The sequence below is a fragment of the Anatilimnocola aggregata genome, assembly GCF_007747655.1.
Lineage (GTDB): Bacteria > Planctomycetota > Planctomycetia > Pirellulales > Pirellulaceae > Anatilimnocola > Anatilimnocola aggregata.
Genome location: NZ_CP036274.1, coordinates 8,433,773 through 8,459,226 on the forward strand (window position 1 = coordinate 8,433,773; position 25,454 = coordinate 8,459,226).

17 protein-coding genes are annotated in these 25,454 nt (G+C 58.4%); 8 read left to right on the plus strand and 9 right to left on the minus strand.

The annotated features are described in order from the left end of the window. Positions 1–12 precede the first annotated feature (12 nt). Together ETAA8_RS32140 and ETAA8_RS32145 are read right to left on the minus strand one after the other, a co-directional pair. Positions 13–3,429: a hypothetical protein gene (locus ETAA8_RS32140; RefSeq protein WP_145098852.1), complete on the minus strand. Its 3,417-nt coding sequence runs from the start codon at positions 3,427–3,429 to the stop codon at positions 13–15. 206 nt (positions 3,430–3,635) lie between these two features. Continuing rightward, positions 3,636–5,732, minus strand: a complete 2,097-nt coding sequence (locus ETAA8_RS32145) for a hypothetical protein (protein ID WP_145098855.1) — start codon at positions 5,730–5,732, stop codon at positions 3,636–3,638. 167 nt (positions 5,733–5,899) lie between these two features. On the opposite strand from ETAA8_RS32145, the gene ETAA8_RS32150 reads away from it, so the two are divergent. Further along, positions 5,900–6,958, plus strand: a complete 1,059-nt coding sequence (locus tag ETAA8_RS32150; protein WP_145098858.1) for a methyltransferase — start codon at positions 5,900–5,902, stop codon at positions 6,956–6,958. A 372-nt stretch (positions 6,959–7,330) separates the two neighbouring features. Next, complete coding sequence (locus ETAA8_RS32155; protein WP_145098861.1) at positions 7,331–7,753, plus strand: hypothetical protein; 423 nt, start codon at positions 7,331–7,333, stop codon at positions 7,751–7,753. A gap of 1 nt (position 7,754) precedes the next feature. On the opposite strand, the gene ETAA8_RS32160 is transcribed toward ETAA8_RS32155, so the two are convergent. Further along, positions 7,755–8,030 carry a hypothetical protein gene (locus ETAA8_RS32160; RefSeq protein WP_145098864.1) on the minus strand — a complete coding sequence of 92 codons (276 nt, stop codon included), beginning with the start codon at positions 8,028–8,030 and terminating at the stop codon, positions 7,755–7,757. A gap of 339 nt (positions 8,031–8,369) precedes the next feature. On the opposite strand from ETAA8_RS32160, the gene ETAA8_RS32165 reads away from it, so the two are divergent. From ETAA8_RS32165 to ETAA8_RS32175, 3 genes are all read left to right on the plus strand, one after another. After that, entirely contained in the window at positions 8,370–9,830 is a 1,461-nt protein-coding gene (locus ETAA8_RS32165) for a sigma-54-dependent transcriptional regulator (RefSeq protein ID WP_145098868.1), read from the plus strand. A gap of 136 nt (positions 9,831–9,966) precedes the next feature. Next, on the plus strand, positions 9,967–11,964 hold the full coding sequence (mutL, locus tag ETAA8_RS32170; RefSeq protein WP_145098871.1) for a DNA mismatch repair endonuclease MutL: 1,998 nt from the start codon (positions 9,967–9,969) through the stop codon (positions 11,962–11,964). Positions 11,965–12,114: 150 nt separating this feature from the next. Further along, the gene (locus ETAA8_RS32175) at positions 12,115–12,531 is read left to right on the plus strand and encodes a hypothetical protein (RefSeq protein ID WP_145098874.1); all 417 of its coding nucleotides are present in this window, start codon (positions 12,115–12,117) and stop codon (positions 12,529–12,531) included. A 14-nt stretch (positions 12,532–12,545) separates the two neighbouring features. Here the strand turns inward: ETAA8_RS32175 and ETAA8_RS32180 are convergent, their stop codons facing one another. Together ETAA8_RS32180 and ETAA8_RS32185 are read right to left on the minus strand one after the other, a co-directional pair. Further along, entirely contained in the window at positions 12,546–14,999 is a 2,454-nt protein-coding gene (locus ETAA8_RS32180; RefSeq protein WP_202921400.1) for a DUF1549 domain-containing protein, read from the minus strand. 138 nt (positions 15,000–15,137) lie between these two features. Next, positions 15,138–17,534: a hypothetical protein gene (locus tag ETAA8_RS32185; RefSeq protein ID WP_145098879.1), complete on the minus strand. Its 2,397-nt coding sequence runs from the start codon at positions 17,532–17,534 to the stop codon at positions 15,138–15,140. A 203-nt stretch (positions 17,535–17,737) separates the two neighbouring features. Here ETAA8_RS32185 and ETAA8_RS32190 point away from each other — a divergent pair, with 203 nt between their 5' ends. Together ETAA8_RS32190 and ETAA8_RS32195 are read left to right on the plus strand one after the other, a co-directional pair. Continuing rightward, on the plus strand, positions 17,738–19,132 hold the full coding sequence (locus ETAA8_RS32190) for a DUF1501 domain-containing protein (protein ID WP_145098882.1): 1,395 nt from the start codon (positions 17,738–17,740) through the stop codon (positions 19,130–19,132). Positions 19,133–19,246: 114 nt separating this feature from the next. Next, positions 19,247–21,481 (plus strand): alpha/beta fold hydrolase, encoded by a 2,235-nt coding sequence (locus tag ETAA8_RS32195; RefSeq protein ID WP_145098885.1) that lies wholly within the window; start codon positions 19,247–19,249, stop codon positions 21,479–21,481. Between the two features lie 10 nt (positions 21,482–21,491). Here the strand turns inward: ETAA8_RS32195 and ETAA8_RS32200 are convergent, their stop codons facing one another. From ETAA8_RS32200 to ETAA8_RS32210, 3 genes are all read right to left on the minus strand, one after another. Further along, entirely contained in the window at positions 21,492–22,142 is a 651-nt protein-coding gene (locus ETAA8_RS32200) for an NAD(P)H-dependent oxidoreductase (RefSeq protein WP_145098888.1), read from the minus strand. A 97-nt stretch (positions 22,143–22,239) separates the two neighbouring features. Beyond that, the gene (locus tag ETAA8_RS32205; protein ID WP_145098892.1) at positions 22,240–22,938 is read right to left on the minus strand and encodes an LON peptidase substrate-binding domain-containing protein; all 699 of its coding nucleotides are present in this window, start codon (positions 22,936–22,938) and stop codon (positions 22,240–22,242) included. 194 nt (positions 22,939–23,132) lie between these two features. After that, positions 23,133–23,711 carry a Maf family protein gene (locus ETAA8_RS32210; RefSeq protein WP_238397629.1) on the minus strand — a complete coding sequence of 193 codons (579 nt, stop codon included), beginning with the start codon at positions 23,709–23,711 and terminating at the stop codon, positions 23,133–23,135. 91 nt (positions 23,712–23,802) lie between these two features. On the opposite strand from ETAA8_RS32210, the gene ETAA8_RS32215 reads away from it, so the two are divergent. Continuing rightward, positions 23,803–24,495, plus strand: a complete 693-nt coding sequence (locus ETAA8_RS32215; RefSeq protein ID WP_145098898.1) for an RluA family pseudouridine synthase — start codon at positions 23,803–23,805, stop codon at positions 24,493–24,495. A 5-nt stretch (positions 24,496–24,500) separates the two neighbouring features. On the opposite strand, the gene ETAA8_RS32220 is transcribed toward ETAA8_RS32215, so the two are convergent. Continuing rightward, positions 24,501–25,451 carry an amidohydrolase family protein gene (locus ETAA8_RS32220; RefSeq protein WP_202921401.1) on the minus strand — a complete coding sequence of 317 codons (951 nt, stop codon included), beginning with the start codon at positions 25,449–25,451 and terminating at the stop codon, positions 24,501–24,503. Positions 25,452–25,454 lie beyond the last annotated feature (3 nt).

Sequence of the window (25,454 nt, forward strand, 5' to 3'; positions counted from 1 at the left end):
GCTCAAGAGTCGCTATTTGCTCGCTTCTTCAGCGGGCACAGCTTCCGCGGCCGCAGGTGCCGGCTTGACGCTCTCTGGTTTCGGCTTGGGATTGTACTTCGCTTCAGGCCGGCGTTCGTGCGGCTCCAGCACGCTGGCGAAGGAGCCGGTGTAATTCGCGCCGGAACTACTTTGCCCCGCGAATTCGTTCCCCGTCTCGGCAATCACAATGCGATCGCGGTTAGCCGATGTCGGGCGAACGATGTTCAGCAGCAAGGCATTGTTTTCAGTGGTCCACTTCGAGGGACCAACGACTTCGTTCAGTTGGCCGTTCGACCACAGGCGGAAAACGCCATTTTCGGCAGCCGCAGCAGCCCGATCGCGCATGATGCGTTCGACCACATCGGGTGGCAAGTTCGGGGGCAGCGGACCCATCGGGCCGGCGAAGCCAGGACGGGGCAACTCGCGACTGATCAGCCGGGCAATCATCAGCGGGACGAGCGTTTTTTGCTTGAGGACCAGCACACTGTTCGCAGTATCTTGCTGCTCGTGGTTGACGTAATAGTCGATGGCCCGGTCGAACGATTGCTCGGCCTGCAAGCGCGCTCGATTGACTGCGGCAAGATAGTCAGCTGTGGCGGGACGCATGGGCAATGACCATGGAACCAGCCCTTCTTTTTCGAAGCGGGCGTTTTCCTCTTCCAAAACCGCGACCACGGCGAGCCGCTCTTCGGCTTTGCCGATTCGTTTGCGATTCGAAGACATGGCCGATTCAAACCGGTCGATCAACGTCTTGCGGGCCTTGGTGAGGGCATCGTTGTACAAATCGCAATTGCGCTTTAAGGCAAACTGCTGCTGAGTGTCGAGTTCGACTTCGTCAATCGGCTTGGCCCAGCCTCCCTTGGCCACTTCGATGTACGTCACATAGGGGCTTTGCGAATACTCGACTCGATTGTCGTGCACGCGCAGACGGAAGCCCCCTGTTGTCCGCTCAAACTCCATAATGTCGCCACCCTGACTCAGCGGAGTCAGCGTGAAGTAGTCGCCGGTGGGTGCGAGTTCCTTCCACACTCCGTCTGCACTCAATTCGAAGAACCCACTCGCATGACGCCACAGGCGCTTGCCGGCCGGCGCAGTTGCAGTTGGTGGATTGCTCGTTGGGGTTGTGACAAGCGGATTCGTGAGGCCAGTGCCTGGCGGTGTTGTGGACGGATTGCTCGGCGTGGGCATTGGATCGGTGGCAGAGGCCATCACGTCGGGCGAGGAAGGAAACTGCACGACGAGCCTCGGTGTCAACGAGCGAGCCGACTTGGGTACGTCCCAATACCCCTCGTGATACGCGTACTGATAGTCGGCGATGTTCGCCGGGTTGCGAATCGAGATCTGCAGCCACGACAGGGCGAGGCGCACGAGATTGCCCGATTCCACTGGCATTAGTTCAACGATGGTCGACGTACGCCGACGTTCGGTATAGGCCACTGTGCCGCGCATCGGATGGGTTTCGATCCACCGACCATCGGCCTGGCGCTCGAAACTGCCACCATTTCCGCGAAACAACTTACGCGGGTCCGACTCAAAACTGTTCGACCGCATCGAATCGTGCAGGCCAATCGAACGAAACAGTTCGTCCTGCGCCCTGACCAGTTGCGCTTTGCGATCGTCACGATTGAATGTGCGCACGACTTCCAAGCCCAACCCCTCGACCAATTGGCAGGCGGGCAGTTGCTCGGCGTTGCCGCGCTGATAACTGAACTGCAACACTCGGCAGACAGCTGCCAGGTAGCAGAGCCGGTCATGTGCTTCGGGAACGTCCTGCATTTCGGCTGCCAGCAGGCAAACCGTCTCCAGGTAATCGTTCAGCGTGGTGACGAACAGTTCGGGACCACCGGGGCCGATGCTGGCTCGCGACGGAATGCCCATGCTGCACAGCAACTTGCCAGAAAGAGTTTGATGAACTCCCTTGGCAAAGTACGTACGGTCGATCGGCTCCAGCTGGCTGGCGAGCATTTCGCGCCGAAACTTCGCCAGTTGAGAGTCTTCGCTGGGAATGGCACCCGCTGGACTCGCTCCGGCGCGAACCTGTCGCAGTGCCACTTCCAGGTCGCGGGCCTGCTGGCGATGGACATCGCGGAGCATCACTTTTTGCAAATGCTGGGCGATATCGGCGGCATAGCCCAGCCCTTCGCGCATGGCTGCTGAGGCGACCTGCTTCGTGGTATTGTCGGGCAGGGGCGGCGCAGGTGGCACGAAAGGTGAGGACGCCGTGGCTTGCACCGTAGCCACCAGGGGAGCGCCAGTTGCAGACGCAGCAGTCGTTGATTCCGACGGGGTTATGGTGTCAGTCGTTGCCGGCGCGGTAGTCGAGGGAACACTCGGGTCGACTGCCGCTGGAGTGGTTTCGGTACCGGCGGTATCGGTGCCAGTGATCTTAGCGGGTGTTGTCGCGGAAGTGGTGGACGAAGTGACTGCGGATGTGCCGCTATCCGTTGCGTTGGTCGTGCTCTTCACCACCTTGGTGGTTGGTCGCACTTTGGTGGTTTGCACAACTTCTACTGGTGGCGATTGGCCAATCAGGCCGTAGATCAGGTCCATTCGGCCGATCATGGCCAGGCCAGCGAGAGCGATGCCGATACCCGCTGCTCCGCCGACTACGACTTTCACCATCTCAACAACGACGTTTCGCTCTTTCGCCCGCCCGCGGCCGCTGGAGTGCGACGAACCGGTCAGCACGGGAGTGGGATTCGTCGGCTCTGCGGGAGCCACTGGCGCGGAGACTGGCACCGGACGCAGCGGCTGCGGAGCCATTTGCTGCGGAGCCAGCTGCTGCATTGGTTGCGGCTGTTGATAGCCGTGCGAATAACCGGGCTGTTGCTGGTATTGAGGCTGCTGTTGTGGATGCAACTGTTGCGGATGTGGTTGTGAATAAGCACCGGGCTGCGAATAGCCGGGCTGCGGAGGTGGACCCTGCTGGTAGCCCGGGTTTTGGTAGTGCTGATTCTGATAAAGCGCTGGCTGCTGATATTGGGGCTGCTGGTACTGCGGCTGTTGAGCCTGTTGATAGCCGGGCGCAGGTGCCGGCGCCAGGGGAGCCGCTTGTGGCAGCGGTTTGGCAATCGGCTGGCGGGCAGCTTGCAGTTTGGCGCGCAGTTGATCGTCGTACTTCGCCTTGCCAGGCGGATCGAGCAAGCAACCTGCCGCAGCGGCCACTTGTTGCAACAACTGTTGCGAGAGCGCGACGTGCTTGCCGGTTTGCTTGGTCTTCAAATAACCAATTTGTCGATCCGCACCCTCTTGAATCACCTGCAAATCGGATTCAAACAGGCTGATCCCCAGCAGACGATAGTGGTTAGGGGGTTGTTCCGCCTTGGGAATGCTCAGCCAGACCCGGTAAGGATCAAACACCTCTTTTTCAGAGGTGCTGTTGTCGGCAGGGTTTCCAGCAGAACTCACAACGTCATTCCTAGGCGATCAGGCGGGACCAACGGGAGCAGGTACCCTCTAAATATAGTTCACACAAACACTTAGCGCTGAATTGCCCGCCATTTTGTCAACTGCGCAGGGACTAGCGCTCGGCCCTAAATCCCTTACTTTAGAACCCTTAAGACACCGAAAGGTTCCCTCGGGTACGAAGTTTTCTTTTCTCCTTGATTGGCTGACTAGCGACCGGAGCTCGGCGGTGCCCAGCGGGCTGTCCCGTCGCGACTCGAAAACGCAGAAGCAGCTCCCGGGGGACTGCGTTCTACAGTCTCAAATCGTTGCAGCCACAATCTTGTGCGAGTGTCGGCATTTTCCTGGAGCAGATCGATGTAGGCACCTTTGCGCAAGATTTCGTGATGCGTCACCACCCCTTGGGGATTTCTCTCGAGCCAGGTGCCGTCCGCCTGTTTTTCGAACAAGCGGGAAGTTGACCGGCTGAGCATCGTGACCTGTTGCCGGCGGTCTAAACTGACCTGGGGTGAATCGGAAGAGAAGCAGCCGATGGCTTCGTAGATCTGGTCGTTTTTTTTCAGCAATTCGTGATAGATCTCGGTGCTCACAGCAGAGCTTCTTAGCATGTGGACCATTCTTCCCGCCGACTCGTCGGCGGCGGCTAACTGATTAATCCGTTGCTGGCGATACTTCATCTCAATCAATCGCAGGTAAGCAGCAGCCAAATACAATTGATCGTGACCACGCGGATTCTCAATCTTTATCTTGCTCGCCGCGACGCAATAATCCTGCACCAATTGATCGAGGGCCGGTAGTGTCTGATCGCGTCCAGCGGAAGTGAATACGGCCAAATCGCTGGGATACATCATGCTCACAGCATTCGGGAAGAAGCCGTTATTCAGTGTGTTGATGATGTCTACATCAATGCCTGGGATATGGGCGGCATCGAAGTGGATCAGTTGCTTCTGCATATTTTCCATCAATTTGGACTCTTCGGCGGCGCTGGTGGGCCATTTGAAGCGCGGGTGTTGGCCAGCGAGTGCTGTGCGAAACTCGGCCGTGAGCTTGCCTGCAAACTGAATGGAACTAGGACTGGCGAACGTATCTCTCAAGAATTCAACCAGGTTGACCGTATACTCCAGCGACTCTCTCTTGCGATCGAGGGAGGGCGCTTCCTTACCGAGAAAATTCGCAGGCAGCGGCGGCGGCAAGCGCACGCCCTCTGGCAGCGGCGTAACATCGGCCGGCGTAACATCGGCTGGTGAAACAGCCGGTTTCACTTCCGGTGTGATCGGCGGTGGAGTGGGCATCGGAACCGGATTGGTTGCTACTTGCTCCGGCGGGGGCGTGGGGTTCGGCATGGGCGGCACTGGCAGGGCCGGCTTGATTTCGGGGGCGGGGGGAAGTGGGTCGAGCTTGGGCGGCACGACTGGCGGAGGAGTTGGTTTGGGGCTTTCCGTCTCGACCTTTGTTTCCGCGACGATTGGTTCCTTGGTCGCCGATGAACCGAGAAAACTGCGCGCTGTGATTAGCATTAATCCCAGCACGAGCACCAACCCGGCAACACCACCAACAATCAACATTGTTAGTTGCATTGGGTCACTGGGTAGCGATTTCAGCAGCTTGTTGAAATCGAAACCCGGTTTCGCCGCTGGCCGGGCCGCTGAATTAGTGGCTGTTCGCACCGGTTGAACCGGGGCCGTGCGAATCTGCAAAGGGGCTGGCTGAAAATTCGTTGGCTGCTGCGGCGTCTGATGCAACGGCCCGAACTGCGGCGTTGTTTGATGTGCTGGGGAGTGCAGCGGCTGGACCGGTGATTGCAGCGGAACCTGCTGGGGATAGGGCTGCCCACCGTAGGCCTGTGGATTGCCCTGCGGTTGCCCTGAGTAGTAGCCCGGCTGTTGACCGGGCTGGGGCTGGTACTGCTGCGGCACTGGCTGCGGTGGCTGAGCTGGCACATAGGGCCGCGCCTGAGGCAAACGTGGTTGGGCCGGCGGAGCCGGTTGCACGCTGGCTGCAGCCGCTTGGGGAGTCAGTTTGCCCCGGAGTTGATCGTCATACTTCGACTTCTGCTGACTGTTCAGCAAACAGCCAGCTGCGGTCGCGACCTCTTGCAGCAACTTTTGCGAGAGCGCAACATGCTTGCCGGTCTGCTTCGTTTTGAGGTGCGAAACCTGCCGATCAGCCGCTTCCTGAATCACCTGCAGGTCGGTCTCGAACACTTCGAGCCCCAAAATGCGGTAATGATTGGGCGGCTGCTGCGCTTTGGGAATACCCAACCAAACTCGGTAGGGATCAAACTCGGCTTCGATCGGCTCGCTCACAAAACACGCCTCAATATCATCGCAGGTAAACTCACTGGTTTAGTTTCCTGCCCCCAAGGCATAGCAGGGGTCGCTCCAAGGGCTGGGAACTCCAGCTTATTGCATTGAACCGCATTTTCCAAGCGATTCAGCACCGCACAAAAATTTCTAAAAAATCCTTATCGCCAATGTTTACTACAGCTAGCGAACTCCGCCCACCAAATCTCGATCCCACTCCCTTGTTTGAGCTGTTTCGCGGCTCTTACGCCACCGAACTCCTCACGGCAGCCGTCGCCCATTTTCAACTTTTCGAATTGCTAGGCAACGCGAGCCTGACGGCATCCGCCTTGCAACAGCGATTGCAACTCGAGCGGCGGCCGTTCCTGGTCCTCACCACTGCCTTGCGAGCGATGCAGTTATTAGAGGTGAACGAAGGGCAATATCAATTGACGCAGCTCGCCCGCGAGCACTTGCTGCGCGGTGGGGCGCATTACGTGGGGGACTACATTGGGCTGGCGGCGGCAAGTCCCGGAGTAAACGAAATGGTCGCGCGGCTGCGCACCAATCGCCCAGCGAATGCAGCTGCCGATGACGGCGGCGCTGCGTTCATTTATCGCGAGGGACTGGAATCGGCGATGGAGCGTGAAGCTTCCGCCCGCCATCTCACGCTGGCGCTCGCCGGCCGCGCTCACAATGTCGCCCCCCACCTGGCCCGTGTGTTGGACCTGTCGAAAGCGCGGTGCGTGCTTGATGTGGGTGGCGGCACTGGCCTTTATAGCATTGCTCTCTTACAGCAAAATCCGCACTTGCAAGCCATCGTCTTCGACCGGCCTGAAGTGCTGAAGATCGCAGCCGAATTCGCTACCCAATATGGCGTCATCGATCGACTCACTTGCACGCCCGGCGATATGTTCGCCGACGAACTTCCTGCCAGTGCCGATGTGATTCTCCTCTCCAACATTCTGCACGATTGGGACGAACCGCAATGTGCTCAACTCGTCGAGCGCTGCGCGAGTGTACTGCCTGCCGGTGGCCAACTGCTGATTCACGATGTCTTTTTGAACGATGATCTGGCCGGGCCGCTCCCCATCGCCCTTTATTCGGCTGCGCTGTTCACACTGACCGAAGGGCGAGCCTATAGTGCTGACGAATATTGTCAGTGGCTCAAAGCAGCTGGTCTCCACCCTGCAGCCGTGCAGCACACCCTCATTCACTGTGGTGTCATCGTCGGGTCGAAACTGGCCTGATTCGAGAATTTTGCCTTTACAAGTAATTCAAACTCGATCGACCCTTCAATAGCAGCTACTCTCCTGCTTTTCTCGAAGACGATCATTTGTTGCTGCGCACGCAGAACTCGCGGAATTGTATTGATGGTCGCAACTCGTGCTGGTAACTTTGCCAGCACACTTCTAATTTACTTTTTGGTCACGGTATCTAAAGGTGCCAGGCAGAGATCGATTGACCCCCTGGAGAGCGCAGTCGGCTTTATGGCTTGCGCACAGCGTGCCGCCTCTACCGCTTTCAGAATCGTCGTGATGCTGATTGTGGTTACCGTCATTTCTTTCATTACTAACTTCCCTCTGCGAAAGATTCAGGCCTCAACCAGAACGGAGAGTTTTATGTCCGCTCCCTTTCGAGTGAACAACCCTGGCGCTCAATTGGCCGCGCTTGCGGAGCCCAATCCCGACGAACAGTTTCGCTTGTACTTGGAGCGACTGATGAAAATGATGCCCGGCGATGCCGTGGGCATGTACCTGGTGGGGAGTGGCTTTATTCCCACCGACGAAAAAGTTTGGATTGTTATATGGGCGATCATTGGGCTGATTGCCGTGATCGTGCTCCGGATTTACGGGACGCGCAATCCAGCTGAAGGCCAGGGAGTTCAGTGGGCGACCGTCGTGATTAGTAGCATCGCCTTCGTCATTTGGGTTTACACACTCGGCGGCCCCTTCGTCGTCTTCGGTATCCATAAGCCGTTCATCGGGTCGCTCATGGTGCTCGCCTGGACGTTCTTCGTGCCAATTTTTTACAAAGGGGATTAGCCTAATCTTGGCGTGACTGTTGGCTTGACAACTGCTTCAAGGCCTGCTCGACATCCGCTCCTGATGGCTTGTTGCCGAGCAGTCGCTCCTGGTTGACCCCACTCCCCAACAGCAGTTTGCACATCACCAGTTGCACCGCTTCGACCTCGGCGATGGTCCAAGTGCGATCATGGAACAGCTTTTCCATGAATTGAGACCAACCGCGATACCAATTCTGCGACGCATAGCAGTGATCTAAGCACTGCAACACCGCCGACTTAATTCGCTCGACAGACATGAAATCACCCAGTTCTTAAACCCGCTGGGTGCTTGGGAGCCGTCCCCACGCCCTGCGGTGCATTTGTCGTGCCCCGGTGGCCTCGATGCCACTGGATCTTTCCAGCGATTGCTTTGCTCGCAGACCGCAAAAGGGGGGTGTCCAACTATCGGGTTCATAGTTGGACAGTAGGTAGCGCAACTCTCGGGTTTCCGGCAGATTGGTGTCCAAAAATCGAGGATATTGTTGGACGTTTAGGATTGGAAAATTGTCCGTCCGCTAGGGTTCACTGTTCGCTGCCAGCTACTCGCGAGGAAGAGCCTTTTTCGGTATTATCGACTGCTCTGTTAGGAAGATCGCATGAAGGACGAACGCGCTAACGACAAGCACGCCGAAGCTGGCAATCAGCCTGGGCCCCCGCTGCGCATTTTGGTCGTCGACAACGATCAGGCGCTGGCCTACGCCATGGAAGAAAGCCTGGCCAAAATCGGCCATCCGGTGACGGTTGCCACCTCCGGCGGCGAAGGTGCCCGCAAGATCGAAACGGACCAGTTCGATATCATCATTACCGACCTGGTCATGAATGACGTCGACGGGATGGAGATTCTCAACCGGGCCAAGCAACTGCTCCCCGACAGCCAGGTGATTATGGTCACCGGTCACGCCACGATCAGCAAAGCGGTCGAGGCGATGCAGCAGGGAGCGTTTAACTTCCTGGAGAAGCCGATCACTCCCAACCGCCTGCGGGCTGTGGTCGAAAAAGCGGTCGAGAACGTCCGCCTCAAGCAACAGAATCAAGAGTTGCAGGGCCGGCTCGATGAAAAGTTCGGCTTCGAGGGAATCATCTACGCCAGCGATAAGATGAAACAGGTCATCGATCGGCTGAAGCGGATCGCACCGACCGATGCCAGCGTCTTGATCACCGGCGAAAGCGGGACCGGCAAAGAAGTGATTGCCCAAGCCATTCATCAAAACAGTCCTCGCAAGGGAAAACGGATCGTGGCGCTCAACTGCGCCGCCGTGGCTGAGAATCTGGTCGAGAGCGAACTGTTTGGACACGTGAAAGGTGCTTACACCGACGCTGTCGCTGACCGGATGGGCGCGTTCGAATATGCCAACGGCGGTACGCTGTTTCTCGACGAAATCGGCGATATGCCCCTGCCGACGCAAATCAAACTGCTGCGCGTGCTGGAAGATAGTCAGATCACGCGGGTCGGCGACAATAAGACGACGCGGGTGAACGTGCGGATGGTTTCGGCCACGCATAAGAACCTGGACGAAGCGATCAAAACCGGCGCGTTCCGCAGCGACCTCTATTTCCGGCTGAAGGTCGTTACCATTCATTTACCCCCGCTCCGAGACCGTCGCGAAGACATCGTCCCCCTCACCGATCACTTTCGCCGCACGCTGGCCCGTCGCCATCACAAAACAGTGAAGGGAGTTTCGCCCGCGGTCGCCAAAAAGCTCTATACATACGATTGGCCGGGAAATGTTCGTCAATTGCGGAACGCCATTGATGCGATGGTCGTCCTCGATAACGACGGCCTGCTCGACCTCGACGATTTGCCGCCAGAGCTGATGGACGCCGACGACGCGCCGAACAGTTCGGGCGCGCTCTCGGGACCGATGGAACTGATCGGCAAGACGATGGACGACATCGAGCGCTGGGCCATCGAACAAACGCTGCAAGTGACCGGCGGCAATCGTGAAGAGGCCGCCCGTGTACTCGGGATTGGCGCTCGGACGCTCTATCGCAAGTTGGAGAAGTACCAGTCGGGCAACGATGAGGACGGGAAAGTGGAGTTGGCTTCGGAGGAGTGAGATCGGGAAGGGGCTGGGAACTAGGGGCTGGGGACTAGGGTAGGATGCAAGTTCGCTGAATCTCTCCTTCTCGCCTGAGTACAGGAGTGAAGGAATTAAGGGATTCAGGAGTCGCGAAACAGGATTCAGGAAGAAGATGGCAACGCACGAAGCAAATCACTTGGAGCCGGGGTATCGATCTCTGGCTTCCGACTTCCGACCTCCGACTTCTGCCGCGCCGGTCATTCGTCAATTACCGCAGAGCGTGGTGAACAAGATTGCCGCGGGTGAGGTAATCGAGCGCCCCGCGAGTGTCGTCAAGGAACTGCTCGAGAATGCACTCGATGCCGGCAGTACGCGGATTGATGTGTCGCTCGGGCAAGGTGGTCTCGATCTGATTCGCGTCACGGACAATGGCTGCGGGTTGTCGCCCGAGCAGATGCCGCTGGCTCTCGCCAGCCATGCGACCAGCAAGATTCACGATGCCGACGATCTGTTTCACGTCGCCACGTTCGGCTTTCGCGGCGAAGCACTCGCTTCAATCGCCGAAGTGAGCCACCTCCGCCTTCGCAGTCGGCCGCACGAGAGCGAACAAGCGTGCGAGTTGGAAGTCATTGGCGGCAAGAGTTCGCCGATTACTCCCTGCGGTGCAGCGCCGGGAACCATGCTGGAAATCCGGAACTTGTTTTTCAATACGCCGGTCCGTCGCAAGTTCATGCGGGCCTCGCAAACCGAAATCGGCCACTGCAGCGAAGCCTTCACACGGATCGCGCTTGCCCACGAACGGGTGCATTTCACGCTCCGCCATAACGAGAAGACCATCTTCGATTTGCCCCCGGTGGCCGATTGGCGGGAACGCATCGCCGCGCTTTGCGGTCGCGATCTTGAGCGGTCCTTGATTCCGATTGCCAGTGGCGATGGCGATGTACACCTGCAGGGCTATGTTTGCGACCCGCAGCAGAGCCGCTCCAACAACCGGATGCAGTATTTGTTTCTCAACGGCCGGCACATTCGCGACCGTTCGCTGCAGCATGCCCTGGGTGAGGCCTATCGCGGCCTGCTGTTGCACGGCCGCTTTCCGATCGGTTTTCTCCGGCTGCAGATGCCAGCCGAAGCGGTCGACGTGAACGTCCACCCGACGAAACTCGAAGTGCGGTTTCAAGACAGCGGACGGATCTATTCGCTGGTCTTAGGAACCATTCGCAAAAAGTTCCTGGCCACCGACCTGACCGCGAAAGTGCGGATGAATGGGGGCGACAACGATGCCGAGACGGCAGCTCTCGACCCAGCTGCCCTCGAACAGCATCGCCGCGATCTGGTCGATTGGGCCACCGGTGCACTCGCCGCCAGCAGTGCCGAAATGGGTGCGCAGGCCAGCTTGAATGTGGCCACCGCCGGAACCGCGGTACTCGACGAAGATGCCCAGGGTTCACTCGATCTGCAATTCGAGCGGGCCAGCGGCGAAGCGCTGCAACTTAACACGCTTGACCGGAGTTGGCCCGCGGCGGGGCGCGCGCCATCACCGCTGGCCGCGCAAATCGGCGCGCTGGCGCACCCACCGGCTCGCCCCACTCTGCCATCGATTTCACACCTGGGCTTTCAGATTCACAATCGCTATCTCGTAACTCAAACCGACGAGGGGATGGTCGTCATCGATCAGCACGCTCTACACGAGCGAATTCTGTACGAACAGGTCCGCGCGAAGGTGATGAGCGGCAAGATGGAAACGCAGCGATTGCTTGTTCCGGAGCCCGTGACCTTACCGCCGAACGAAGTGGCTGCTGCCCTCGAAAACAAGGCACTGCTGGCACAGCTGGGGATGGAAGTCGAGCCGTTTGGTGGCGACACGGTGCTGCTGAGCAGCTATCCCGCCATGCTGGCGAACCTCGGCCCCGCGGAAATGCTGCGGCAGGTGGTCGACCAGATTGTGGCAGGGGGCAAGAGCCCGGACCGGCGCGACCTGCTCAACGATTTGCTCAACATGATCGCTTGCAAAGCAGCCATCAAAGCGGGTGATCGACTGGCACCGGAAGAAATCACCGCCCTGCTCGAACAGCGGGAACACTATCAGGACGCCCACCATTGCCCTCATGGTCGTCCGACGGCTCTGGTCTTCACACGCGAAGAGCTCGACCGGCGGTTTAAGCGGACCTAAGTGTCCAGCGATATCGCTCCAGGCACACCAATTGCCTCTAGAGATTTACCGAGCAGTCGCCGTACTCTGCGAGCAACCCTCGCAGAGCGTGGCGGCTGTTCCTATACTTAAAGTACGTGGAGCCACTGCCGGAAATAGAGGAGCCTGTCGATGAAAACGATCTTCCTTAGTGCTGCGTTGCTATTGGGTGCCTGCGTCTCGAATGCCAGTGCCCAATATGTGGTTGGCCCGGTCACTTCGTACTACGCACCCGCCGCTGCGCCGGTTTACGCACCCGCTTACTATCCGCGGCGTGCGGCTTATTATGCACCCGTGGGGGTCGCACCGGTGGGAGTTGCCCAGTCGGCCTATTACGCTCCGGCGGCAACGTATTCGAGCTACTACGCCCCCGGTGCTGCAGCCCCGGTCTACTCCAGCTACTACGCACCGGCCTACGCTGCTCCAGCTTATGCAGCGCCGGTGGTGGTTGGTCGGCCCGTTGTGTACGGCCGCAGCATCTACGGTACCCGCCAGCTCTATGTCCCTGGCCGACCAGTCGCAAACACCTGGCGCGCGATTACACCGTAACTTGCTTCCGTAGTCTAATGCCGTAGCAGAAACTCGCTGCCATTGAGCAGCGCGTGCTGAATGTCTTGCAGGGCGCCCGCCATTGCTTTGGGCTCATCGCCGCCCGCCTCTTTGATATAGTTTTCTGCGATCGCGTGTTCACGCTCACTCGGTCGCCGGCTCAGGGTGGCGAGATAAATCTGCTCGACAATCTCACGGGCTGGCTGTTTGGCAGCCAAGGCTTTCGCCACGCGAGCTTCGGGCGCACCCAATCGCTTGATTAGATTTGGGTTGTTCAGCAGATGAATTGCGGCAGCGAGATCCGTTTCTTCTTCGCGAGCGCAGTCGCAGGCTGCATCGCGAATGGGTCGTGAAGTTGCCATCAGAAAATGATTCTCAACCGCTCCTTCGGCCAGTTCACCGGCCCGCGTGCCGAGGGGATAGCCCGGATAGGTATCGGGCACACCGATGGCCGAGCTAATCGCGTCGAGCAATTGCTCCGAGGTGATCGTCCGCACGTGGGCCTGCGTGAAGTAGCGAGCTGCGGCCGCAGCCTGCTCCGACTGTTTCGGCCCATCGGCTTGCAGATGGTAAGTGCGCGAGCGAAGAATCAGTTTCAGCACGGGCTTGATCTTGAACTCGCTGCGAACCAATTCGGCCGCCAGTGCGTCGAGAAGTTCCGGATGCGAGGGCGGATTGGTATCGCGGAAATCATCGACCGGTTCGACAATACCTCGGCCCAGCAGGTGGTACCACAGGCGATTCACGGTCGAGCGAGCGAAGTAGCGATTGCCCGGCGCAGTGAGCCAATCGGCCAAGGGTTGGCGGCGATCATCTTCGGGAGCCACTTTGTCGGGCGTGTATCCGAACGCCACCGGGTCGAGGTTCTTCTTGGTGAGCGGATGCTGAACTTCTCCTTGTCGCTGGAGATAGACGACTTCGTCGTCGAGCCCGAACTGCTTTCCCTTCAGTTTGACTCGCGAAAAGAACGCCGCGAGGCCATAGTAATCGGTTTGAGTGAGCGCTTCGAACGGATGGTTGTGGCACTTGGCACAACCAATGCGTATGCCAAGGAACAACTGGCCAAAGCCCTCAGCTGCTTCATCGGGCGTGCGAGCCACGCGATAGAAACTGGCGGCCGGATTCTCGAACGTGTTGCCCCGCGCAGTGAGAATTTCTTTCGCCAAATCGGTCATGGGGCGGTCAGCGGCAAAATGATCGACCAGGTATCGATGCAGGCCGTGCACACCGCGGAGAGAGATCGTCGTCCGATTGCCGCGCATCACATCGGCCCACTTCAGTGCCCAATAGGTAGCAAATTCATCCCGCTCCAGCAATTCATCAATCAGCTTGTCTCGCTTGTCGGGGGCCGGTGAATCCAGAAATCGCTTTGCTTCTTCCGGAGTGGGCAGAATGCCGAGCACGTCGAGATAAACTCGCCGCACGAAGGCTTCGTCAGTGCAGAGTCCCGCGGGCTGAAGTTGCAAGGCACGCTGCTTCGCGAAAATGTGTTCATCGACGATGTTCGCTGGCGCGGGCCCGCGAAACTGATACTGCGAGTCGTGTTCGACGTAGGTCAGTTGCACGCTGCGAACTTGCTCCAGGTAGCGGACCAAAACGCTGGCTTCGGCGGTGGCAGCGAACTCCACGAGGCCATCGTTTGATACGGATACGGCTGGATCGTGTGGAACTGTGAAGACGGCTTGCCCCGTGACATCGACGACGCTGCCATCTGCGAACCGGGCCAGGGCAATGAGTTGTTGCTGCGGACTGCTCGGATCGAGCACACGCGACGGCGGCAGCACTTCGAGGCTTAGCAACTTCCGGGGCTGCGTCGAATCGGGACAACCAGCGGCGATCCAATCGCGCAGCACATGATAGGCCACGTCGGTCGGCTGAAATCGCACCCCTCCCTGATGCGGCATGCGCCCCGAGCCCTTGCGCAGGATCAGACTTTGCTCCGGTTCGAGCGGATTAGTGCGGCGAAACGACGCTTCGCGCGTGAGCGTGAGCAGGTCGCCGGCCGGATCAAAGCCGCGCAGGCTGAGGCGGAAACCGCCTTTGCCCTGTGGAGAACCATGGCAGGCACCTTGGCTGCAGCCCGCCCGGCTAAGCGCGGCCATGACGTCGGTGCGGTAATCGATGGGAACAGGCAGGGTAAAATTGCTGACCGTTACATTCGCCGTCACTTTGCCCGCCACCGTCGTCGCTGTGATGACGGCCGTGCCGTCCCCCTTGGGATGCACGATTCCTGCCGCGGTCACTTCCGCAACTTTCAAGTCCGACGATTCATACTTGGCACTACGCGTGGCATCAGCCAATCGCGCAACACCGGGCGCGCTCTGCGTGCTAACTACCAATTGCTGCTGAGCGCGCGGACCAACCAGCGTGAAGTCGACAGGAACGATCGTCACCCTTGCGGGTTCAGCAGCGAACGTCGCACTGGCAGCGTGCAGCAAAGCGGTGACTAGCAGAAAGAAACTACGCATAGGGATCATCTCAATTGGCAACGTTGCAGGGGTCGGGAGTCTTTGGCGAACTAGGATTTTCCACGTAGCTGATTCGCTCTTCGCCAAAGACTCCCAGCCCCGGGCGCGTCAACAGGCTGAAGTTACTTCGTTGGATACTTATTTAGGCTTCTTTTCCGGTGGCGGAACCTTCACTTCCAGATCGAACTCTTTGGGCTTGGGCTCTTCCTGAAAAGTGCCGACTTGTCCCGTGGCGACAAAGCGGAAGCGAAAACGGCCGGGACGAAGGTCTTCCGGAACATTGACCTCGAACTCGGCAGAGTTATTCTCGGCAGCAATCACCAATTCCTCAGGTAATTGAATGCCCGAGAGTCGCTGGGGCTCGATCGTGACCGGGCCTTGGAACGTCGGTTGTCGCTGCACCGCCAGCCTGACGGTGAACTTGCTTCCTGGAGGTAACGTGGTTGGTGGTGGCGGATCGAGCGTGACTTCGAAGCCCGGCTTCACTGCGAGTTGAAAACTCCGATGCAGCCTGATCGTCCGGTCGCCATGCTTGGTCGTAGCATTGAGATCGATTCGCTCGGTAAGTTCATTCGCCAGACTGCGCGAAACGAAGAGAGCGGGCACGGAGAGTTGTTCGGCTGTCGCTTGCGGAATGCGGGCGAAAACTTGCTTCCGCCCTTGGCGCTCTTCACCCACTTGTCCGCCGGTGACGGTAAAGGAGATGGGTGCGGCAAAGTTATCGCTCCGCGTCGTGATGATCGTCGTCGTCGCCTGCAGATACCGCGGCAGCGTGAGTTGCGGTTCGGCCAGTTCGACGGTGAAGGGAACCGGCGGCGTGATTTGCAGGGCAATACTGCGGGTGACGCTGGCCGGCAGATAGCGCTGGTTCTCGCGCAGGGCGTGCTTGATCAGGTCTGGGTTCACCAGTTGGTGATCGACGAGAGGCTTCACTTCCATGTAGGCCACAACTTCGTTGTCACCGGTCATGGGACTGCTGACCGTTGTCTTCGCGACCACGTGCAAGGTGTGCAGGCCCAGTGGAGCATCGCCGCGGGCGATCAGCCGGCAATCGGCGGTGTTCGCTCCTTCGGGAATCGTGCTGGGCTCCAGCGTGACCCCCGCAGGCGCACCAACGAGCGAGAGTTCGACTGGTCCTGGGCAGTCGGTGCGAACCACGTTGAACGGCAGCCGTTGATAAGACTGCTGGGGAACAGTGATCGCCGAGATTTCCGACGTCAGTTGAAGTTTGGGTCGCTGGGGGGCAACTTCAATGCGGTAAGCGTGGGCTGGGCTGCCGCTGCCACTCAGGTCTCGCACTTGCAGCATAAAGAGCCCATCGTCGTTGGCACTAAAATTGAAAGACGCTTCTTCGAGTGCTCCGCCGGGCAACGTCACGTCATCCATGCGTTGCACTTCGCGGCCGGTTCGATCGATCAGCAACAACTCCAGGTCAGCAGCCGACTGCAATGGCATGGTCTCAGCGCGAAAGGTCAACTTTTGCCCCTTCGTCAGATAGAGCGAGAAGCAGTCGACATCGCCGCGCTGACTGAGCACTCCTTGGGCGCTCGCCGGCACTGCAGTGATGTGCGTGGGGGAATCTCGCGTATCGTTGGGCTCGCTTTCGATCGCGGCCGGGATGGTCGAACATAGCAGCGGGAGCCAAGTGGCCGTTTGATCGGGCTTACTTTTCAGTGTGACGAAAGTCCCCGCCGCTGGCTGGTCGGCTGGAAGTTGAACTTCGAACTGGCTGCCGGGCAGTTCGGGCAGTTCGAGTTTGGTCAGTATGCCGGGAAGCAATGTTGATGGCAGCGAAACTCGCCCGGCCGGGAAATTGCCGATCCGCAGCCAATAGCGCCAGTGAGGCGAGCCAAGATAACGGCTGTCGCGCACTTCCAGCGTATAGCGGCCCGCGGTCGCGAACGTGTGAGAAAACTGACAGTCGTAAAACAGGCCCGGGGAATTATCCCGCTGCAGCACGCGTTTGCCGTCAGCATTCACCAGCGTCAGCAGCGGATCGGCATCGGTGCCAAGACGACTGCCGAGGATATCGAACGACAGCGTCTGTCCCGCGACAACTTCCAGCGGAATACGATCTACTTCAGCAGCGACGAGATCTCCTTCAATGGCCGCGGGGAATTTTTTAAGTGGACTATCGCCGAGGCGAGTCGGGGTTAGTTCGTCGATCACGAACAGGTGCAGATTACTCAGGCCATCTTCGGTCGCGAGCCTGAGTCCATACAAACCGAGTGGGCAATCGGGCGAAATGACAACTTCGACGACTGTCTTGTCAGACGAGCTTTCCAGCGGCTTGATTTGAAAGAACTTCGCGGGGAGCGACATCCACAACTGCTGGGCCCGGTCCAATTCGCTGCCGACGAGGGTGAGCCGGTTCGTGCCGCCCCGAGTCAGGGCCGGCGGTTCCAAATGCTCGATGAACGGCTCAGCTTGGGAACTGCCAACTCTTAGAAACACAGTTCCCAGGAACCAGATCAGGCCAAGAAACAGGCTCGGGACGAGGCGAGTCGGCGACGGCTGCGGCTTGCGAGGCAGCATCGATTGCACCAGGAGGGAAAGGTTGTGAGGCGGGACGAAGTTTCCGGCTTCCTTGCAGATAAATCTTGCGGGTTGCCGATAGTTTCGTTACCGTCAATATATCAAGCGGTGGTAATAGATGTCACGTTGAATCTTGCTACCGTTTGTATCCCGCCCCATTGCCCGCCCACCTGCCCAGTTTTCCGACCCCAAGGACTCTCCTTATGCTTCGCCTGATCGGCCCTGCTGCGTACGCCGGAGAACACCCTAGTCGGCGCGAAATGCTCCGCATCGGCGGCATGCTTGCGGGCGGCATTGGCCTGCCGCAATTGCTAGGCGGCCAACCGTCGGCACGAGCCGCTGGCCAGCCCAAGTCGTTTGGTGCCGCCAAACGCTGCATCATGCTCTATCTGTCGGGTGGCCCGCCGCAGCACGACATGTTCGACCCAAAGCCCGATGCTCCCTCGGACATTCGAGGCGAGTTCAGCACGATCCAGTCGTCGAATGGCGGCTATCGCATTGGCGAGCATCTTCCCCTCACTTCGAAGTGGATGCACGAAGTGGCGCTTGTTCGCTCGATGCATCACACTCACAGCGATCATGCCCGTGGTTCGTATTGGATGTTCACGGGTTATCCGTTTTTAGGTGGCGTTCCCGAAGCAGACAACATGACCCGGCAAGACATGCCGCACCTGGGCTCGTGTATTGCCAAGATTGCACCGAACAAGTCGCTCCTCCCGTTCGCCCTGGTTCCACATCGGATGGATGTCGCCGGCGGCCGGCGCGTTGGCCAATTCGCGGGCATGCTCGGCTCCAAGTACGATCCGCTGCTCCCCGGCGGCGATCCCAATGCCGACGATTACAAGCTGGAGCAAATTCCACTCGCGCCCAACTTGCCCGCCGAGGTCGCCCGTCGCCGGCTGAAGCTCGTCGATCAGCTTGATACTCAACTGGAATCTCTCCACAACAGCGCACAGGCTCATGCTTTGCGAGCCAATCAGGCTCGCGCGCTGGATGTCGTGAGTTCGGACGCGGTACGCAAAGCTGTCGACCTCTCTTCTGCCGACGCTGCGGACCGCGAGCGTTACGGTCGCAATCTGTTTGGCCAGTCGGTGTTTCTCGGCCGCCGCCTGCTGCAGGCTGGCACTCGCCTGGTGCAATGCAACTGGCAACGGACGCAGGGTTCGAATGGCTTTGCCTGGGACACGCACTGGAACAACTTCTCCGCGCTGAAAGAAGAGTTGATTCCACCGTTCGATCTTGCGTTCCATGCGCTGATGACCGACCTGAAGAAGACGGGCGAACTCGACGAAACGCTGGTGATTGTCGCTGGCGAATTCGGCCGCTCGCCCAAGGTTACGCTGAAGAATGCCGGCCGCGAACATTGGCCTGACGTCTACACGGTGCTGTTCGCAGGCGCCGGCATCAAGCCCGGCATGGTCTACGGCAAGAGCGACAAGATTGGTGCCTACCCCGCTGAGTCTCCCACGACTCCCGCCGACTTCGTGGCCACCATTTATCACCTGCTCGGCATCGACCCGCACCGCGAAGAACACGACCAGGTCGGCCGCCCCTTCGCGCTCTCCAAGGGAGACGCGATCACGGGGATTATGGTCTAATTTGCCCATCCAGGTAGCCCGACGCGTCAGCGAGGGTGATGTGCAATTTTGGACTTCGTCGAGCAATTTCTCAGCTGACACCGCGGGCCCTTCTCTCGATTAGAGGAAGAGTTCATGACGTCTTCGTATTTCGCTCGGCTCGTTCTTAGTGCCTTGTTTGCGGTGGTCTCAGCACCGTTTCTCTCAGCCGCCGAACCCGGTTGGAAGCTCCACGCGATCGACGCGAAGGCCGAGTATCCGGCGTGTGCGGCCTTCGATGTGAATGGGGACGGGAAGATCGATCTGATTAACGGTGGATACTGGTTCGAAGCACCGACGTGGAAGAAGCACTTCTTGCGCGAGGTGGAAGTCATCCGCGGCCGTTTTGATGACTACTCGAACTTACCGCTTGATGTGAACGGCGATGGCTGGACCGACATAATCAGCGTGAACTACCGCAGCAAGAGCCTGTTCTGGGTCGAACATCCGGGCGAAGTGATTAAGACGAAGCCCGCAACATCCTGGACCAAGCGGCAGATCGATACTCCGGGGCCGATGGAAACCGGCAGGCTGGCTGATCTCGATGGGGACGGCGATCCGGACATTGTCCCCAACTGCATCGGCTTCGCTTGCTGGTATGAATTCGACGGCGGCAAGTTCCTGAAGCATGACTTGCCCATTGAATTGGCCGGTCATGGTATCGGCGTCGGAGATATCAACGGCGACAAGCGGCTCGATCTGGTCGGCCCCAATGGCTGGCTAGAAGCGCCCGCTGATCGCGTGAAAGATCGCTGGCTCTGGCATCCGGAGTTCACACTCACGCGCGATGCGAGCATTCCCGTCTTGGTTCACGACGTTGACGCCGATGGCGACGCTGACCTGATTTGGGCCCGCGGTCATCGCTTTGGTTTGTATTGGCACGAACAGCAGCTGATCGATGGCAAACGCGAATGGCAGAAGCATGCGATCGATACCGAGCATTCGCAGTTCCACAGTTTGCTGCTGGCCGACCTGGATGGTGACAAGCAAACCGAACTGATCGCCGGCAAACGCTACTTGGGGCACGAAGGGAAAGACCCCGGAGAATACGATGCGCGGGGGATTTACTCTTATCGGTTTCTGCCGAAGACACGTTCGTGGCAGCGAACAGTTATTCATGACGGAGATGACGTCGCCTTTGGACTCGATCCCAAGATTGTCGACATCGATGGCGATGGTGATTTGGATATCGTGACCGGTGATCGGAGTGGTTTTTATCTGTTGGAGAATTTGCCCGGCGAAGAAGCCTTGTTCAGTGTCGAGTTGTCCTCGCCCGAGTTCAATCATCAACAGCCACTTCAATGGAAAGACACGACGGGCCAATCTCAAGTTATCAAGACTCCGCAGGAATGGGCATCGCGGAAAGCTGAGATTCAAACCGGCATGGAAAAGGCGATGGGCCCCTTACCGACACCTGATCGCCGTATTCCCCTCGACGTAAAAATCATCAGTATGGAGGTGACGCCCGATTACACTCGCGTGAAACTGACTTACGCGTCTGAACCGGGCGACCGCACGCCGGCGTATCTGTTGGTGCCCAAAAGTGTAAAACTGAACGCCAATTCCCTTCACGGCAGCTTGGTCGATGGCCAAGGAAAGCCTCTGCCAGCGATGCTCTGCCTGCATCCCACCAACAAAGATGGCAAGCTGCAGACGGTTGGTTTCGTCGGGTTACCGACACGTCATTACGGTCATCAACTGGCCCAGCATGGCTTTGTCTGCGTGGTACCGGACTATCCCAGCTTTGGGGATTACGTGGATTACGATTTTCACCAGAAGCAGCCAGGGAGCGACAAGCCGCTCTATGTCAGCGGCACAATGAAGGCGATCTGGACGAACATCCGCGCGGTCGACTTGCTGGAGTCACTCGGCTATGTAGACGGCGAGCGAATCGGCGCAATCGGTCATTCATTGGGCGGGCATAACGCACTGTACACGGCGGTCTTCGAACCACGACTCAGAGCCGTCGTGACCAGTTGTGGATTTACGGGCTTTCACGACTACTACGGTGGCAAACTCGCGGGCTGGACGAGCGATCGCTACATGCCGCGAATTCGCGACGCATACGAAAACAATCCCGACAAAATGCCCTTCGACTTTCACGAGGTGCTAGCCGCGATCGCACCGCGGTCGGTCTTCGTCGCCGCCCCGCTGCACGATGCCAACTTCGACAATGCCGGGGTCCGCAAAGTGATGACGTCAGCTGGCCGTGTGTACGAATTGCTCGGCGCTAATTCCAAGCTGCAAGCCATCTATCCCGACTGCGCTCACGACTTTCCAGATGATGTGCGCAAGCAGGTGTACGACTGGCTCACCAAGGAACTGAAATAGACAGAGCGCTCTACAATTCCACAATCACGTCGGTCGCGGCAAAACGCACCTTGGGCGTGGCGGCATACTTGTCTTCGGCATGTCGATACCCGGCCACACAGGCCACTACGGTCTTGTAGCCGTGCTCGGCAATCCCGAGCAACTCGTCGTACCTGGCCGGCTGAATCCCTTCCATGGGGCACGCATCAATTCCCATTACTGCGGCGGTCGTCATGAAACTGCCAAGAGCAATGTAAGCCTGATTCGATGCCCAGTGATTGATATCGAAGCCCGCGGGAGGCGGCACCAGTGCGCCGATCATCGTTTTGCGAAAGCCCGCCAATTTCTCGACCGGCACGCCGCGAACTTCACTGATCCGCGCGAGATAGCGATCTATATCGCCAGCGTGCAGATCCTTCCGCGCGGTAAACACCACCACGTGCGAGCCGTCGACAATCTGCGACTGATTCCACGAAAGCGGCAGCAACTGGGCTTTAAGTTCAGGATTCGTCACCACCCAGAATTTCCAGGGCTGCAGGCCAAACGAAGAAGGTGTCAGCACCAGCGACTCGGCAAGGACTTGCCAATCTTCGGCACTGATCTTGCGATTTGGATCGAACTTCTTCGTCGCATAGCGCCACTTCAATTGTTCGAGCACCACTTCGCGAGAAACAGGCTGCATACTTCACCCTGACAGTCACTGGCTTCACAGAAATTACACCAACATTGCCGTTGATTGTAACGAAGCGGACCCGTGAAAGGGGCTAAGAAGGCCGGTCTTAATTTAAGCTGAACGGCGGCAAGAAGGGTGGGCCCACCAGGGGCGAAGCAAGTTGAATCGCCTTCAACTTCTCAATCAGCACCCTTGCGCGACGGTCGACATTCCAATCCGCAAGCAACTGTTGCTTGACCGCCAGCGAGAGGCTGAGTCCGAAGGCAAAGACATCGGTCATCAGCCCTAAAGAACCGGGACTAGCCAGCAGTTCATCGAATTGTTCGTTGAGCACATCCCGGTTCGGCAATAAATCGCGCGTCAAGTCGATCAGCGCTTGCTGCATTTGGTGCCTGCGGGCAGAACCAGACGACGGATAAAAGTCGTCGAGCAAATCGACCTCGGCTTGCCGGAAAGCGCGCGTCGCAGGCAGTTCGCGGCGAATGGCCGCCCGGCGCATACCTTGCAACAGCAGATTAATCCGACCGTCGGGCAAGCGATGATGCGAGATAATGCGTCCGAGGCAAGCTACTGGCGCGACGGGAGGCCGACCATCGTAGGATCGTTCCCAGCCTGGCTGCAGCCAGACGGGAGCCAGCAGTTGATCCCCGGCGAGCGACTCTTCGACCATCTCGACATAGCGAGGTTCGAAGATATGCAGCGACTGCACGGTATGCGGAAACAGAACGAGATTGGGGAGCGGGAATAAACGCACGCGACCAGAAAAGCTCTGGAGAAACGGCGTGCTAGAATCGATCTCCGCCATGATTGGCTTACCCGCTGTGGCAATCCGCTGCCATCTGAATATTTCTGACGGCGACTACACTCCATCCCGTTGCAGCAAATCTTCACTACAACTTCATCAAGACGTGGGGCATTCTAGTGGGGCGGTAAACAATCTGCCATACATCGAATCATAAATTTTCGTGTTTTTCCCGCACCGAGAGATTATCAGTCTTCTCAAAACGAAGTCTCTGGAATATCAGCCAGCATTTTCGCCAGTAATGCGAGGGGGAGACCCACCACATTCGATTCACTTCCCTCGACGATGTGCACCCAGTCGAGCCCGTCCTGATAGCCGAAGGCCCCAGCTTTTCCTTCCCAGGCGTCGGTCGCCAAATAAGCCTCTAAGTCGGCGGCGGAAATGGGATCCATCACCAGTCGAGTAACATCGACCTGCACGTGGTGCTCGGTTCCCGGGCGAGGCCAGACGCAAAGGCCGCTGTACACGCGGTGCTCGCGGCCGGACATCAATTGCAGCATTTCTCGGGCATGATCGCGATTTTTTGGCTTGCCGAGAATATGTCCGCAACACTCGGCGACTGTGTCGCAGGCTACAATCAAACCTTGCTGCGTGCGGATGGCGACGTCCAGGCCCTTCTGATAGGCCAGGCGGGCGACCATTTCCGGCGGCGTTTCACGACTGCAAATGCCGCACTCGGCGGAGTCGTGCGGGGCGATAACCTCAAACGCGTAACCGGCTTGCGTCAGCAGGTCACGGCGCCGTGGCGAGGTACTGGCGAGGATGAGCTTAGGCATAGCAAGTTGGATTATATGAGGATTTGTATCATCACGGCCGAGACTTAATTTCCAGCGTGTTTCAATTTCTTTACTGTTTCAATTCTTAAACATGCCATCGGGACCTGCACTACCAAAACTCGTCGTCCTGTACGAAGACAACCATCTACTGGTAGTCAACAAACGGGCTGGCATCGCGACGATGGGAGTCACCGAAGACGAACCCAGCGTCGCGCGGCAGGCCAAGGCCTACCTCAAGCAGAAGTATAACAAGCCGGGAAATGTCTATCTGGGCGTGGTCAGCCGGATCGATGCTACCGTTAGCGGGGTGCTCGTCTTCGCCCGCACCAGCAAGGCCGCAGCGCGGTTGTCGGAGCAATTCCGCGAACGCGAAACGAGCAAGCTCTATTGGGCAATTGTCGAGCGAACTCCACGGGGCAAGTCCGGTCAGCTAATTCACTGGGTCGCCAAGGACGAGCGCCAGCAGAAAATGGTCATCGCCGCCCCCCAGTCCCCCGGAGCGCAGGAAGCCAAAATGAACTTTCGCATGCTGGCAAAGCTACCTGCGGGAGAGCTACTGGAAATTGAGTTGCTCACCGGTCGCAAGCATCAGATTCGTTTGCAGCTGTCCGCGGTTGGTGCCCCCATTCTCGGCGATCGAAAATACGGCAGTGGTCAGCCCTTCGCCGATGGCATCGCCCTGCATGCTCGGGAACTGACGATCGCCCATCCTGTCACTAAGCAACCGCTGAAGTTCGTGGCTCCCCTTCCCGCAGCCTGGCAGCCATACGGCGTGACCGAATAATTGACTTACGAAAAATAGATCCGTTCGGCCGTCTTGCGGAAAAGGTGCTCTTTGTCCCCCGCCGATAGCCCCGCACGATCGCGCAGCAGTGCAATCGAAGCTCCGTAGGTGTGTCCCTTCACCACCTGGTATGGCGCATCGCTGGCCCACATACAGCGGTCGGGGCCAAAGGCCGTTAGGACCTGACGAATCATCGGCAGCAAGTCTTCGTATGGCTCCTGCTTCTTACCGAGCGCGTAGTAAGCCGAAAGCTTCACGTTCACTCGTTTATGTTTGGCGAGTGCGAGCAGGTTCTTCAAATCGGCCGAGCGGATTTCACCATCGACGCCAATCCGCGCAAAGTGATCGATGACCACAGTCGTGTCCGGATGTTTCGCGCATATGGCATCTACACCGGGCAAGTCTTCGGGATTAATCAAGCAGCACATGGCCTGACCGGTTTCGGCTCCGGTACGCCACATCGCCGCCATGCCATCGCCACTGAGCCATTTCTCTTTGCGAAGCCACGACGTAATCCGAAAGCCGCGCACGCGCTTCTCCAGCAATGGGCGCATCTGCTGTGCGGGATTGGCCTGCGTATCGTCCAGCATGCCGGTCACGGCAAATGTGCCGGGCATACGCGCGGCACAATCAATCAAGTAGCTATTGTCCCAGCTGTGATAGGTGTGATGCTGAATCAACACCACGCGGCCAACCCGTTCAGGGTGAGCCAGCTTGAGAAGTTCTTCGGGCGTGAAGCTCGGCGGATCGAGATCAGCCTTCGTTTTGCCACCTGCCAGCGGCCACTTGTCGGTATCGGGGGACCAGACGTGCGAGTGAGCATCAATCAGCGGATGCTCACTGAACTTCTCATCAGCGATAGCACTCACCGGCAACGAACCGAGCATCGCGGCGCCTCCCGCTGCGGCCAAGGTACCAACGGCTTCGCGACGCGAAATTCGGGCAGGAGTGAACATGTT

What these genes read in the sequence shown, in the direction of transcription:
- ETAA8_RS32150 (WP_145098858.1), top strand. Translation starts at nt 5,900, where the DNA reads ATGTTTACTACAGCTAGCGAACTCCGCCCACCAAATCTCGATCCCACT.
- ETAA8_RS32155 (WP_145098861.1), top strand. Translation starts at nt 7,331, where the DNA reads ATGTCCGCTCCCTTTCGAGTGAACAACCCTGGCGCTCAATTGGCCGCG.
- ETAA8_RS32160 (WP_145098864.1), bottom strand. Translation starts at nt 8,030, where the DNA reads ATGTCTGTCGAGCGAATTAAGTCGGCGGTGTTGCAGTGCTTAGATCAC.
- ETAA8_RS32165 (WP_145098868.1), top strand. Translation starts at nt 8,370, where the DNA reads ATGAAGGACGAACGCGCTAACGACAAGCACGCCGAAGCTGGCAATCAG.
- mutL (WP_145098871.1), top strand. Translation starts at nt 9,967, where the DNA reads ATGGCAACGCACGAAGCAAATCACTTGGAGCCGGGGTATCGATCTCTG.
- ETAA8_RS32175 (WP_145098874.1), top strand. Translation starts at nt 12,115, where the DNA reads ATGAAAACGATCTTCCTTAGTGCTGCGTTGCTATTGGGTGCCTGCGTC.
- ETAA8_RS32180 (WP_202921400.1), bottom strand. Translation starts at nt 14,999, where the DNA reads ATGCGTAGTTTCTTTCTGCTAGTCACCGCTTTGCTGCACGCTGCCAGT.
- ETAA8_RS32185 (WP_145098879.1), bottom strand. Translation starts at nt 17,534, where the DNA reads ATGCTGCCTCGCAAGCCGCAGCCGTCGCCGACTCGCCTCGTCCCGAGC.
- ETAA8_RS32190 (WP_145098882.1), top strand. Translation starts at nt 17,738, where the DNA reads ATGCTTCGCCTGATCGGCCCTGCTGCGTACGCCGGAGAACACCCTAGT.
- ETAA8_RS32195 (WP_145098885.1), top strand. Translation starts at nt 19,247, where the DNA reads ATGACGTCTTCGTATTTCGCTCGGCTCGTTCTTAGTGCCTTGTTTGCG.
- ETAA8_RS32200 (WP_145098888.1), bottom strand. Translation starts at nt 22,142, where the DNA reads ATGCAGCCTGTTTCTCGCGAAGTGGTGCTCGAACAATTGAAGTGGCGC.
- ETAA8_RS32205 (WP_145098892.1), bottom strand. Translation starts at nt 22,938, where the DNA reads ATGGCGGAGATCGATTCTAGCACGCCGTTTCTCCAGAGCTTTTCTGGT.
- ETAA8_RS32210 (WP_238397629.1), bottom strand. Translation starts at nt 23,711, where the DNA reads ATGCCTAAGCTCATCCTCGCCAGTACCTCGCCACGGCGCCGTGACCTG.
- ETAA8_RS32215 (WP_145098898.1), top strand. Translation starts at nt 23,803, where the DNA reads ATGCCATCGGGACCTGCACTACCAAAACTCGTCGTCCTGTACGAAGAC.
- ETAA8_RS32220 (WP_202921401.1), bottom strand. Translation starts at nt 25,451, where the DNA reads ATGTTCACTCCTGCCCGAATTTCGCGTCGCGAAGCCGTTGGTACCTTG.